The organism is Chryseobacterium sp. SIMBA_028, from assembly GCF_046535285.1.
Classification (GTDB): Bacteria; Bacteroidota; Bacteroidia; order Flavobacteriales; family Weeksellaceae; genus Chryseobacterium.
In genome coordinates this window covers 52,701-65,645 of record NZ_JAWRWZ010000002.1, presented here as the reverse complement: position 1 = coordinate 65,645, position 12,945 = coordinate 52,701, and the positions used below count along the sequence as shown (strand labels likewise).

The 12,945-nt window shown below is 38.1% G+C and carries 11 protein-coding genes; 4 read left to right on the top strand and 7 right to left on the bottom strand.

What is annotated here, in order from left to right:
• Positions 1-42 precede the first annotated feature (42 nt).
• The 7 genes from ilvA to folP all read right to left on the bottom strand — a co-directional run bounded on the left by ilvA (position 43) and on the right by folP (position 8,338).
• A complete protein-coding gene (ilvA, locus tag SCA31_RS02560; protein WP_410695275.1) occupies positions 43-1,305 on the bottom strand; it encodes a threonine ammonia-lyase IlvA in 1,263 nt (420 codons plus the stop codon).
• A gap of 14 nt (positions 1,306-1,319) precedes the next feature.
• On the bottom strand, positions 1,320-2,366 hold the full coding sequence (gene ilvC / locus SCA31_RS02555) for a ketol-acid reductoisomerase (protein WP_284464536.1): 1,047 nt from the start codon (positions 2,364-2,366) through the stop codon (positions 1,320-1,322).
• Positions 2,367-2,408: 42 nt separating this feature from the next.
• Complete coding sequence (locus tag SCA31_RS02550) at positions 2,409-2,690, bottom strand: hypothetical protein (RefSeq protein WP_410695273.1); 282 nt, start codon at positions 2,688-2,690, stop codon at positions 2,409-2,411.
• Between the two features lie 14 nt (positions 2,691-2,704).
• The gene (gene ilvB, locus SCA31_RS02545) at positions 2,705-4,429 is read right to left on the bottom strand and encodes a biosynthetic-type acetolactate synthase large subunit (RefSeq protein WP_410695602.1); all 1,725 of its coding nucleotides are present in this window, start codon (positions 4,427-4,429) and stop codon (positions 2,705-2,707) included.
• An 11-nt stretch (positions 4,430-4,440) separates the two neighbouring features.
• Positions 4,441-6,117 carry a dihydroxy-acid dehydratase gene (gene ilvD / locus SCA31_RS02540; RefSeq protein WP_410695272.1) on the bottom strand — a complete coding sequence of 559 codons (1,677 nt, stop codon included), beginning with the start codon at positions 6,115-6,117 and terminating at the stop codon, positions 4,441-4,443.
• 211 nt (positions 6,118-6,328) lie between these two features.
• Complete coding sequence (gene ilvE / locus SCA31_RS02535) at positions 6,329-7,201, bottom strand: branched-chain-amino-acid transaminase (protein WP_410695270.1); 873 nt, start codon at positions 7,199-7,201, stop codon at positions 6,329-6,331.
• Between the two features lie 366 nt (positions 7,202-7,567).
• Positions 7,568-8,338 carry a dihydropteroate synthase gene (folP, locus tag SCA31_RS02530; protein WP_410695601.1) on the bottom strand — a complete coding sequence of 257 codons (771 nt, stop codon included), beginning with the start codon at positions 8,336-8,338 and terminating at the stop codon, positions 7,568-7,570.
• 328 nt (positions 8,339-8,666) lie between these two features.
• On the opposite strand from folP, the gene SCA31_RS02525 reads away from it, so the two are divergent.
• The 4 genes from SCA31_RS02525 to SCA31_RS02510 are packed head-to-tail and all read left to right on the top strand — an operon-like array spanning position 8,667 to position 12,903.
• Entirely contained in the window at positions 8,667-9,233 is a 567-nt protein-coding gene (locus SCA31_RS02525) for a DUF1599 domain-containing protein (RefSeq protein ID WP_410695268.1), read from the top strand.
• Positions 9,234-9,235: 2 nt separating this feature from the next.
• A complete protein-coding gene (locus SCA31_RS02520; protein ID WP_410695266.1) occupies positions 9,236-10,345 on the top strand; it encodes a BT_3928 family protein in 1,110 nt (369 codons plus the stop codon).
• Positions 10,346-10,401: 56 nt separating this feature from the next.
• The gene (locus SCA31_RS02515) at positions 10,402-10,752 is read left to right on the top strand and encodes a hypothetical protein (protein ID WP_076353736.1); all 351 of its coding nucleotides are present in this window, start codon (positions 10,402-10,404) and stop codon (positions 10,750-10,752) included.
• 24 nt (positions 10,753-10,776) lie between these two features.
• Positions 10,777-12,903 carry a S9 family peptidase gene (locus tag SCA31_RS02510; RefSeq protein WP_410695264.1) on the top strand — a complete coding sequence of 709 codons (2,127 nt, stop codon included), beginning with the start codon at positions 10,777-10,779 and terminating at the stop codon, positions 12,901-12,903.
• Positions 12,904-12,945 lie beyond the last annotated feature (42 nt).

Sequence of the window (12,945 nt, the reverse complement as noted above, 5' to 3'; positions counted from 1 at the left end):
TGTGAAGCTTTTTTCATCATCGTGTTTTTAGTAATTGCCTGATTATATAAGTAAATTCATTAAGGACGGATCATTGTTCAGATAATTGACGAAGAAATCGTGTTTTTTCATGTTATCTATTAATGGTGTAAAATCTTCTTTTTGCTTTAGAGCAATTCCCACCACTGCTATTCCTTTTTCCTTTGAATTTTTTTGAGTGTATTCAAAAAAAGTAATATCATCGTTTTGCCCCAAGACTTCCATTACAAAGGTTTTCAAAGCTCCCGGACGTTGCGGAAATCTTACCAGAAAATAGTGCTTTAAGTTGGCATGCAACAAGGCTTTTTCCTTGATTTCCTCCATTCGGGTGATATCATTATTGCTTCCACTGATAATACATACTACATTTTTTCCTTCGATCTGATCTTTATATTTTTCCAATGCGGCAACGGAAAGCGCTCCTGCAGGTTCTACAACAATGGCATCTTTGTTATACAATGAAAGTATGGTTTCGCATACCAACCCTTCTTCTACGGTTGCCATGTCATGCAAAACATTTTTGCAAAGCTCAAAAGTGAGATTTCCTACCTGCTGTACGGCTGCTCCATCTACAAAGCGACTGATTTTTTCAAGAAGTACAGGCTTTCCATTTTCCAGGGCTTTTTTCATACTTGCTGCTGCCGATGGTTCTACTCCAATGATTTTTGTCTGGGGAGATAGCTCATGAAAAACAGAACATAGGCCTGCAGCCAATCCCCCACCTCCTATCGGTACAAAAAGATAATCAATAGGTTCTTCGGCCTGTTCAAGAATTTCTAATGCCGTAGTGGCCTGTCCCTCAATAATCGCAGGATCATCAAACGGATGAATAAATATTCCGTCTTTTTCATTACAGAACCTCATCGCAGCATCTTTGGCTTCGTCAAAGGTATCTCCGAATAAAATGACTTCAATATAATTTCCACCAAACATTTTCACCTGCTCCAGTTTTTGTCCCGGCGTTGGTAAAGGCATAAAAATAGTTCCTTTCACCTTCATAGAATTGCAGGCAAAGGCAACTCCCTGAGCATGATTTCCAGCGCTGGCACAAACAACACCCCGGGAAAGTTCTTCCTGAGACATTGTTGCCATTTTATTGTAGGCTCCCCGAATTTTATAGGATCTTACTCTTTGAAGATCTTCTCTTTTAAAGCTTATTTTCGCATTATACACCGTTGACAGATTATTATTAATAGCCAAAGGAGTTCTGACACATACATTTTTAAGTCTTTCTGCAGCGCTATAAACATTATCCAATATGGATAGATAGGTTTCTCCCTTCCTCATTTTTATTTTTTGTATTAATTATTCTCGGGTCTGAGACTGCGGACCGTTTTTCCGGCTCTCCACATTTCGCTTTCTCTTAATTCAGTTAACTCTACCTCCAGTTTCTCTCTGTAATCCGGCTTACTGTTGCTGTCTATGGATCTTTGGGCTTCATTTCCTTGGGCAACGCTATCATACAACTCTTCAAATAATGGAGAAGTAGCATCTCTGAAACGTTTCCACCAATCCAAAGCTCCTCTTTGAGCTGTTGTACTGCAATTGGCGTACATCCAATCCATTCCGTTTTCTGCGACCAAAGGCATTAATGATTGGGTAAGTTCTTCTACGGTTTCGTTAAATGCTTCAGAAGGGCTGTGTCCGTTTTTTCTTAATACATCATATTGGGCAGCGAATATTCCCTGTACAGCACCCATCAATGTTCCTCTTTCCCCGGCAAGATCACTGTAAACTTCTTTTTTAAAATTGGTTTCAAATAAATACCCGCTTCCTATGGCAATTCCAAGGGCAGTAACTCTTTCCCTGGCTTTTCCTGTGGCATCCTGATACACGGCAAAACTACTGTTCAATCCTCTATCCTGAAGAAACATTCTTCTTAATGAAGTTCCTGATCCCTTGGGAGCTACGAGGAACACATCTACATCTGCAGGTGGAACAATTCCTGTACGCTCATTAAAGGTAATCCCGAATCCATGGGAAAAATATAGGGCCTTTCCAGCAGTAAGATGTTGCTTTACTTTTGGCCAGTATTCTATTTGTGCGGCATCGCTCAGAAGATAGCAGATGATAGTTCCCTTTTGCAGAGCTTCCTCTATTTCGAAAAGCGTTTCACCCGGAACAAACCCATCTGCAACAGCCTTATCCCATGATTTTGAATTTTTTCTCTGGCCTACAATGACATTAATACCGTTGTCTTTTTGATTAAGTGCCTGTCCAGGTCCCTGTACACCGTATCCGATTACGGCTACCACTTCATCTTTTAATACTTCCTGAGCCTTTTTCAATGGAAACTCTTCTCTTGTTACTACGTTTTCTTCTACTCCTCCAAAATTCAATTTTGCCATTTCTTTTAATTTTATTTGTTATATATGATTTTTATTTTCTGTCTAACTTGCATATTCTACCACAGTCAGATGTGGATTTTTATGATAATGAACTTCCAGTACATCTATCTGTTTTTCCATTTGTCGGGTAATCTTCTGAACAGATTCTTCTGTTTCCCTGATAGTAATGACAAACTTTTTTATCTTCTCTATTTCGGAAGGTCCCATATTGAAATTCATAATTGCAATCCTTCTTCTTGAAAAAATAGCATTGATCCTGGTCATCAATCCCAAACAATCCTCTGTATAGGCTGTTATGGTATATTCTTTATTTTCTGTTTTCATTTTTTATGTTTATGTTATTGTTTACCATTCAATACAATCTCTGAAACGCATTTCCCTTGTGGAATCATAGGAAATACATTGTGCTTCTTTCCTGTCATCACTTCAAGGAGAAATGCTCCTTTATGATCAAGCATTTCACGGAGCGCACTCTCCAGATCTTTCCTTTGGGCCACTTTATTTCCAGAAATGCCATAACCTTTCGCAACCTGTACAAAATCAGGGCTTTGAATATCCACAAATGAATATCGTTCTTCATGAAAAAGCTCCTGCCATTGCCTTACCATTCCCAGATAGCTGTTATTAAGAATTAAAATTTTAATATCCGGATGATACTGCATCACTGTTCCCAACTCCTGAATATTCATCTGGGCACCTCCATCACCCATTACAGCAATTACAGGAAGATTATGTTCCCCATAAGCTGCTCCTATTGCTGCAGGAAGACAAAATCCCATGGTACCCAGTCCGCCGCTTGTAATATTCGTTCTCGGATTTTTAAAGTTTGAATATCTACAGGTTACCATCTGATGTTGTCCCACATCGGTTACAATAACCGCTTCTCCTTTTGTTATTTCGTTGAGGCATCTGATCACTTCCCCCATTGTGATTTCTTCTTCTGTAGGATATAATTCATCATTAATAAGGTTAATACTTTCAACTTCCAGACAATCTTTAAATTTTTGATGCCAATCCGAATGTTCTCTTTTATTGATAAATGTTGTAATAAGTGGCAGCGTCTCCTTACAGTTTCCAAGAATTGGCACATCCACTTTTACATTTTTGTTGATCTCTGCCTTATCAATATCCAGATGAATGATCTTTGCCTGTTTCGCATATTGATCCAGTCTTCCTGTAACACGGTCGTCAAAGCGCATTCCCACAGCAATAAGCACATCACATTGGTTGGTAAGAATATTGGGACCATAGTTTCCATGCATTCCCACCATTCCTACCGCCTGAAAGTGATCTGTAGGAACAGCACCCATTCCCAAGACAGTCCATGCAATCGGAATTCCTGATTTTTCGGCAAACTGCAGGAACTCTCCCTCAGCTTCCCCCAACATAATCCCCTGACCAGCAATAATGAATGGACGTTCTGCCTTATTAATTAAATCTGCAGCTTGTTCAATGCATTCCATGGATGGAACCGGATCCGGTTTATAACTTCTCAATGAACGACAGGGTGAATATCCTTTATATTGAACTTTCTGTAGCTGAGCATTTTTTGTAACATCAATGAGTACGGGTCCCGGACGGCCTGATCTTGCGATATAGAAAGCCTTGGCGAGCACTTCAGGCAATTCATTGGCATCTGTAACCTGATAATTCCATTTGGTAACAGGGCTAGTTACATTCATTACATCTATTTCCTGAAAAGCATCTGTTCCTAGGAGATGTTCAAAGACCTGTCCTGTAATGCATACAATAGGTGTATTATCCAGTAAGGCATCAGCCAGCCCTGTCACGAGATTGGTGGCACCGGGACCACTGGTTGCCATTACCACTCCTACTTTTCCTGATACTCTTGCCAATCCTTGTGCGGCATGTACTGCAGCTTGTTCGTGGCGTACAAGAATATGTTCTAGCTGTTCTTTATAGTCATAAAGCGCATCATAGATCGGAATAATGGCGCCTCCGGGATATCCAAAAACAGTCTGTATACCTTCCTGAAGGAATGCTTCAAGTATAATCCGGCTTCCGCTCAGTTCTGTTTCTATTGATAGATTTAGGTTGTTCATCATGTTTTATTTTAAATTTCATCCGTTACACAGCCCTCGGCGGCAGATGATACTGTTAATGCATATTTATAAAGCAACCCTTTCTTTACCTTGAGAGCAGGTTTTTGCCAGCCTTCTTTCCTTTTTTCAATTTCTTCATCCGAAACTTTAAGCTGTATTGTATTATTTACGGCATCTATTTCAATGAGGTCGTCATCTTTTACAAAGGCAATCAGGCCACCTTCATGAGCTTCGGGCGTAATATGACCCACTACAAAGCCATGCGTTCCTCCACTGAATCTGCCATCTGTAATTAAGGCAACACTACTTCCCAGTCCCACACCAATCAAGGCACTGGTAGGTTTCAGCATTTCCGGCATACCCGGTGCTCCTCTGGGACCTTCATAGCGGATAACAATAACATCTCCATGTTGTACTGTTCCATCTTCAATGCCTCTTATCAGGTTCTTTTCTCCATCAAAAACACGGGCCTTTCCTACAAACCTTTCTCCCTCTTTTCCTGTTATCTTGGCAACACTTCCTTTTTCTGCAAGGTTTCCATACAATATTCTAAGATGCCCTGTGGGTTTTATCGGGTTTGATAATGGTTTGATAATTTTCTGTGTATTAAAATCCAACGTCGGGATATTTTCCAGATTTTCAGCTAATGTTTTTCCTGTAACTGTTAAGCAGTCACCATGCAGCAGCCCCTCTTCCAACAGGTATTTCATTACAGCCGGCGTTCCTCCATGATCATGTAAGTCCTGCATCAGGTATTTACCACTTGGCTTAAGGTCTGCCAATACAGGTGTACAATCGCTCATTTTTTGAAAATCATTTTGTGTAATAGATACTCCTACGCTTTTCGCCATTGCTATAAAATGCAGAACCGCATTGGTACTCCCTCCTAAAATAACAATCAGACGAAGTGCATTTTCAAAGGCTTTTCTAGTCATAATGTCTGAAGGTTTGATATCTCTTTCCAATAGTATTTTCAGATACTCTCCTGCTTGCAGACATTCATTTTGTTTTTCTTTGCTTAAGGCCGGATTGGAAGACGAGTACGGAAGACTCATTCCTAAGGCTTCTATTGCTGAGGCCATGGTATTGGCTGTATACATTCCGCCGCATGCTCCTGCTCCCGGACAGGAATTTTTAATAACTCCATCAAAATCTTCTTCAGAAATTTCGCCGGCAATTTTTTTACCTAAAGCCTCAAAAGCCGAGACGATATTCAATGCCTCTCCTTTGTAGCATCCCGGTGCAATAGTTCCACCATATACCATAAGCGATGGTCTGTTCAATCTTCCCATCGCGATAATGGTTCCCGGCATATTCTTGTCGCAGCCCGGTAGAGCAATAAGTCCGTCATAATACTGTGCCCCACAAATTGCCTCAATACTGTCTGCAATAACATCGCGGCTTACCAGAGAATAACGCATCCCATCTGTACCATTACTCATCCCATCGCTCACCCCAATTGTATTAAAAATCAACCCTGCCAGTCCTGTATCCCATGTTCCTTTTTTTACAATTCGGGCCAGATCGTTTAGGTGCATATTGCAGGTGTTTCCGTCATATCCCATACTGGCAATCCCGATCTGAGCCTTGTGCATATCTTCTTCTGTAAAGCCTATTCCGTAAAGCATTGCCTTTGCAGCAGGCTGTTCGCTATTTTGTGTGAATGTTTTTGAATATTTATTTAACATATTATCCTTCTTTTCCTGTTTTTCTTATCTCTTGGTGTGGTATCAAAATTTCATTTTTTTTGAAATTCACTAATGAGGTTTTACTTAATTTTGGTCCAAAACTACACCTTGTAATATTTTTTAATCTTCAAATTTTCTAAAAACTACAATATTCAATTGTTTAGAAAATGATCGCAATATCCTAATAATCAACTAATTAAATCCATTGTTTTTACAATGACAGAACTCTCACTAATTTCAAATAAGCTTGTTGTACCTTTTGACTTGCTGTATCTTCCCAATTTCTTGCAAAAGGAATATCATCAAGGGAATCCAATGCAACAATTTCAGCAGCGGTACCACAGAAAAAAGCAGCATCAGCACCTCTCATTTCTTCGGGTTTAAAAAAAGTTTCCTTAACAGGGATATGAAGTTCTCTGCATATTTCAAAAACAGTTTGTCGGGTTATCCCGGGTAGAATGCTTCCTTTTGCGGGGGTAAAGAGGGTTCCGTCTTTTTCATAAAAAACATTGGCGCCCGAGCTTTCTGCAACATTGCCATTTTCGTCCAATACCAAGGCTTCATCATATCCTTTGTCCTTGGCATCCTGACAGGCAAGAATAGAGTTCACATAATGTCCGCCCACCTTGGCTTCCACTTTAAATGCTTTAGGATTGGGGCGTTGAAAACCCGAGGTCATAATCTTCATTTTATCTGCCAGATAACCATTATTCCATTCCCAAGCCAGCAGGGACAAGTAAGATTCTTTCCCTTTTGAAAGAGACATATTGGGGGAACAGGTAACCAATGGGCGGATATAAGCATCCGTGAAGCCATTTAGTTCTAGAAGTTCATAGGAGAGTTCTGTAAGTTGTTCTGCTGAATAATTGAAAGGAATATGCATCAGTTCTGCTGATCTTTTTAATCTTTCGTAATGTTCTTTTGCCTTAAAGATCCTTGTTCCGTGGGCAGTACTGTAAGATTTGATTCCTTCAAAAACAGAATATCCGTAGTGAAGAGATTGTCCGTAAAGATCCATACCGGCCTCTTTTGCTTTCATAAAGTTTCCATCAAAATAGATGACCGTGTCGTTGTTGTAATACATGTTATAGGGGTTAAAAATTAACAAAAGGGAATAAAAAAAGCCCTCTCACAGTGTGAGAGGGCTAAAATATATGTACAGTCATACATCTTCCATCTCACAGACGCAAGGGAATAATAATGACGATAATAATTACTGCGAATAACTGATACATATTCTTGACTATAAAAAAATTAAAATAAAAAAAGCCGTTTCAACAATGAAACGGCTTGTATAATTTAAAGAAAAATTTATTCTAAAATGCCGTTTCCTTACTGTTGTAAATGACAACAGCAACAATAGAAATGACAATAATATTTTTCTGATTCGTAAAATTCATACTGCAAATGTATAAACTTTTTAATTACTCGCAAGTTTTTTTGAAACTTTTTATTTTTTCTGTAAAAACTGATCGAGTGTTTCCTTTGCTTCTGCCACATCATGAACCCTCAAAATTTTTGCTCCCTGCGCTAAAACTTTCATATGAAGTTTTTGTGTTTCTTCATTGATATCAAGAGGAGATTTCCCGAGAGGTTTATAGATAAATGACTTTCTGGAAATCCCTATCAACAAAGGAAATTTCCCAAAACCAAGAAAGTCTACTTCATGAATCATCTTCATCTGATCTTCTACTGTTTTTCCGAAGCCAAAACCGGGATCAAGAATAATGTCATGTACTCCTTTTTGTAAAAGTTCATTGGTTTTTTCGGAAAAATATCGGTTTACTTCCAGCGTTATATCTTCAAACTTAATTTTATCGTGCATCGTTTCGTAGGATGGGTTAACGTGCATCAAAATGTAAGGAAGTTTCGTTTCTGCAGCTGTATCAAACATGTTTGTATCATACTGACCGCCCGAAATATCATTGATGATGTCAATACCCTCATTAAATCCATATTTTACGGTTTCAGCATAAAAGGTATCCAGAGAAACCAGTGTTTCTGGGAACTCTTTTTTTATTTGAGAGATGATATTTCCCACCCTGTTAATTTCCTCTTCACTGCTCAGAAATTCAGCATTGGGACGGGTAGATTGCGGTCCGATATCAAGAATTTCGGCACCCTCTTTTACTAACTTTTCAGCATGCTTCAATGCCTGTTTTTTATCATTAAATTTTCCCCCATCAGAGAAAGAATCCGGAGTAAGGTTGAGAATCCCCATAATCTTTGGGGTATCAAACTGTACCAGCCTGCCATTGCAGTTGATGGAATAGATTGGGGCATCAGAGCCTTGAAGTATTTGAGCGTTTGAAAGCATGAGAATTGATGAATGATTTTTTTATCCTGCAAAATTAGTGATTGTGGTTGTATCTGGGGGAAAAACGGATGTCAGAAATGTAAAATATTTCATTATCAATCATCTTACCATCATATCATTATCCTTTCCCATTCTATCGTTCTAAAACTCACTGCTAAAACCCTTAAACTCTCTTTCTAAAAATTCTGCTACCTAAAACCTAATTCGTATATTTGGAAGATTAAGAAAATTTATGCTAAAAACATCAGTACAATTCGAGAAAATTATCAGTCAGTGTCGTGATCTATTCAGTAAAAAGTTACAGGATTATGGAGCAGCCTGGAGGGTTTTGAGACCGAGTTCCATTACGGATCAGATTTATATAAAAGTCAACAGAATCCGTACGCTGCAAATGACCGATGTAAAAATGGTGGATGAAAGTGAGGAAGATGAATTTATCGCGATTGTCAACTACTCTATCATTGGACTTATTCAGCTTGAAAAAGGGCTTTCCAATGATTTTAATGAAAATAAGGAAGAAATTCTAGGTCTTTATGACCAATATTCCGGTGAAGCGAAAGCTTTAATGGAAAGAAAAAATCATGACTACGGTGAGGCGTGGAGAGATATGAGAATCTCCTCGATCACAGATCTTATTTATCAGAAAGTATTAAGAACCAAACAGATTGAGGATAATCAGGGAAAAACTATCGTGTCTGAAGGGCTGGATGCCAATTACTTCGATATGCTGAACTATGCTGTCTTCTGTCTGATTAAGTTTGCAGAACAACAAAATCAATTCGAACCCAAAACTATTTAATTATGATCAAAGGTTTATTACGCTTTATTATCGCTGTTATTTTTATCCTTTCAGGCTTCGTAAAAGCTGTGGATTTGGTAGGATTCTCCTTTAAAATGGAGGAATATTTCTCACCCGCGGTCTTCAATATGCCGTTTTTTGAAAAATTTGCTCTGCTATTTTCAATTATCGTGGTTGTGCTGGAGCTTTTTCTGGGATTTATGTTACTGATAAAATTAAAGCTTAAATTTACCTTATCAGCCTTAATAGCACTTTGTGTGTTCTTCGGTTTCCTTACTTTTTATTCCGCTTACTTCAATGTTGTAACAGATTGCGGATGCTTTGGAGATGCCATTAAGTTTACGCCTTGGCAAAGCTTCCTGAAAGATGTTGCGCTTCTGGCAGGGCTTATTCTTCTGTTTTTACTGTACAGAAAAGATTTCTGTAAAAAGGATGAATATGGCAGCATCAGAAAAGAATCTACAAGCAAATTCAAATATTATATTCTGGGGGCATTTTCCTTAATAATGATCTACATTATGGCACAAGGAATCATGCATGAACCGATGATTGATTTCCGTGATTACAAAATAGGAACAGACATTAAGGGCGAGAAAGAAAAAATCAATAAAAATCCATCTGAATACAAGACTTACTATTCTCTTAAAAATCAAAAGACAGGAGAAGTTTTAAAGGTAAATCAGGATGATTATATCAAAGAAACAAAATACTGGGCAGAGGGTTCTCCGTGGAAAATTGAGGAGGGTAAGAACGAATCTGTTTTGGTAAAGGAAGGCTATAAATCTGAGATTGTGAAATTCAAGATTGAGGATCCTACCGGAATGGAACTTACTGAAGAGATCATCAAGGCTCCAAAGGCTATTTTAGTGTTCTCGTATCTTCCAAAAGAAGTTTCTGCCGACCTTCTTCAAAAAGTGGAAGCCAAGGTAAATGCTCAAAAAGGAGCCCTTATCTATGGGGTTTCAACGTATCAGAATACCTTTAAAACTATTAAAAATACAATGATGGACGGAACTGCCATCAAAACTATCGCAAGAAGTAATCCATTTATATTGGTCCTTGAAAACGGAAAAATTGTAGACAAGCAGCCAGCAAAGGACTATGTTAAATAACAAGTGATTACTACCTAATTTAAACACTCAACTTCAATATTAAATTTCAACAACACATGCAAAAATCAAATAAATCTATCGCAGGTTACCACTTATTAATGATCCTTTCATCTGTAGACGGAGAATTTGCTCCGGAGGAAGGAATGCTTGTACAGCAATACCTGGCTGATGAGTTTCCGTTCAGAATGAATCTTGACAATGAGCTTGATACACTTGCTCTTTTACAGCCTGAAGAATGGAAAGATCACTTTGAATTCCACGGAAGATGTTTTCTTGATGATTCTACCGAGGATGAGCGTGTAAAGTTTGCTCAATTTGCAAAATCATTAATAAAAGCAGACAACAAGGTTACAGAAGAAGAACATACGTTCTACATTCTTCTGAAAAATCTTTGGGGACTATCATAAACACTGATCCAAAATCCAATAACAATGAAAAAAATTTATCTAGGATTATTAGTAATGAGTGCATCAACATTTCAATCTCAAAAATTTCCGGACATGAAAGCTCCTGTTGCAGAAAAACAGGAACATATTAGAGAAATCCACGGTGATAAGGTCAATGATCCTTATTACTGGATGATCGATTATTTTAAAAAAGGAAAAGACTCTACCAAGGTCGTTGATTATTTAAAAGCCGAAAACACCTATTGGGAAGGCATGATGAAAGATACAGAACCTTTCAGAGAAAAGCTTTTTCAGGAAATGAAAGCAAAAATCAAGGAAAAGGATGAGTCTGTACCCGTTTTCAGGAATGGTTATTATTATTATACCCGTACAGAAACCGGAAAGCAATACTTCAAATATTGCAGAAAGAAAGCAACCCTTAATGCTCCTGAGGAAATTCTGCTAGATGTAGATCAGCTCGCAGTGGGACATCCTTATTATGCCGCTTCAGGTTTCAGTATCAGCCCGGATAATATGAAAATGATCTACGGAGTGGATGATGTTTCCAGAAGACAATATAAATTATTTTTAAAGGACCTGTCTACCGGAAAAACTACTGATCTTGGCATTAAAAATACAACAGGATCTGCAATATGGGCCAATGATAATAAAACGATCTTTTATACCTCCAAAAACCCTGAAACGCTTTTAACAGAAAAGATCTGCAGACATACATTGGGAACAGATTCTTCCAAGGATGTTATGGTATATGAGGAAAAAGATAAAACCAATTATATTGGCGCAGAGAAATCCAAGAATCAGAAGTTTATCATGATCTACTCTCAGGCCACTACATCTTCTGAGATACAATATCTGGATGCCAATGATCCTAATGGAACTTTTAAAGTATTTCAACCAAGAATAAAGGACGTATTATATGATGTAACTGCTCTGGAAGATAAATTTTTAATTACGACCAATAAGGATGCCCTTAACTTTAAAGTGGTAGAAACACCTTTAAACAAAACAGGCGTTGAAAACTGGAAAGACTTTATTCCTCACAGAAAAGAGGTTCTGATGCAGGGGATTTCTGAGTTTAAGAATTATCTTGTTTTCAGTGAAAGACAAAACGGACTTTCCCAGTTGGTAATCTATGACAGAAAAACGGGTAAAAAGGAGTTCCTGAAATTTGAAGAAGCAGCTTATACTGTTTCCCCATCAGGAAATCCGGAATACAATACGGATAATTTCCGTTTTGGTTATACTTCCATGATTACTCCAAGTTCTCAGTTTGAACAGGACTTAAAGACCGGAAAAAGAACTTTATTGAAACAACAGGAAGTTCTGGGAGGTTATAACAAAGAGAATTATACTACTGAAAGACTTTTTGCCACGGCAAAAGACGGAACTCGGATTCCTATCTCCATTGTGTATAAGAAAGGATTTAAAAGAGATGGAAGTAATCCACTTTTACTATACGCCTACGGTTCCTATGGAAATTCTATGGATGCAGGCTTCAGCAGTACAAGACTGAGCCTTTTGGACAGAGGTTTTGCTTTTGCAATTGCCCACATCCGTGGAGGTCAGGAGATGGGAAGACAATGGTATGAAGACGGAAAAATGATGAAAAAGAAAAACACATTTACCGACTTTATCGATTGTGGAGAATACTTAGTTAAGGAAAAATATACTTCTCCTAAACATTTGTATGCTCAGGGAGGAAGTGCAGGAGGCCTATTAATGGGAGCTGTAGCCAATATGAGTCCTAATCTTTGGAATGGGGTGATCTCACAGGTGCCATTTGTGGATGTAATTAATACAATGCTTGACACAAGTATTCCTTTGACAACAAATGAATATGACGAATGGGGTAATCCTAACAATAAGGATGCCTATTTATACATGAAATCTTACTCTCCTTATGAAAATATAGAGAAGAAAAACTATCCTAATCTATTGGTAACAACGGGGCTTCACGATTCTCAGGTACAATATTTTGAGCCTGCTAAATGGGTCGCAAAGCTTAGGGATATGAAGACTGATAAAAACGTATTATTATTGAAAACAGACATGGATTATGGCCATGGTGGTGCATCAGGAAGATTTGATTATCTAAAGGATATTGCCTTGGTGTATGCTTTCATGTTCAAATTGGAAGGAATTAATAAATAATAAGTCTCGCAGATTGGTTTGATCTAGCAGATTCATTAGAAT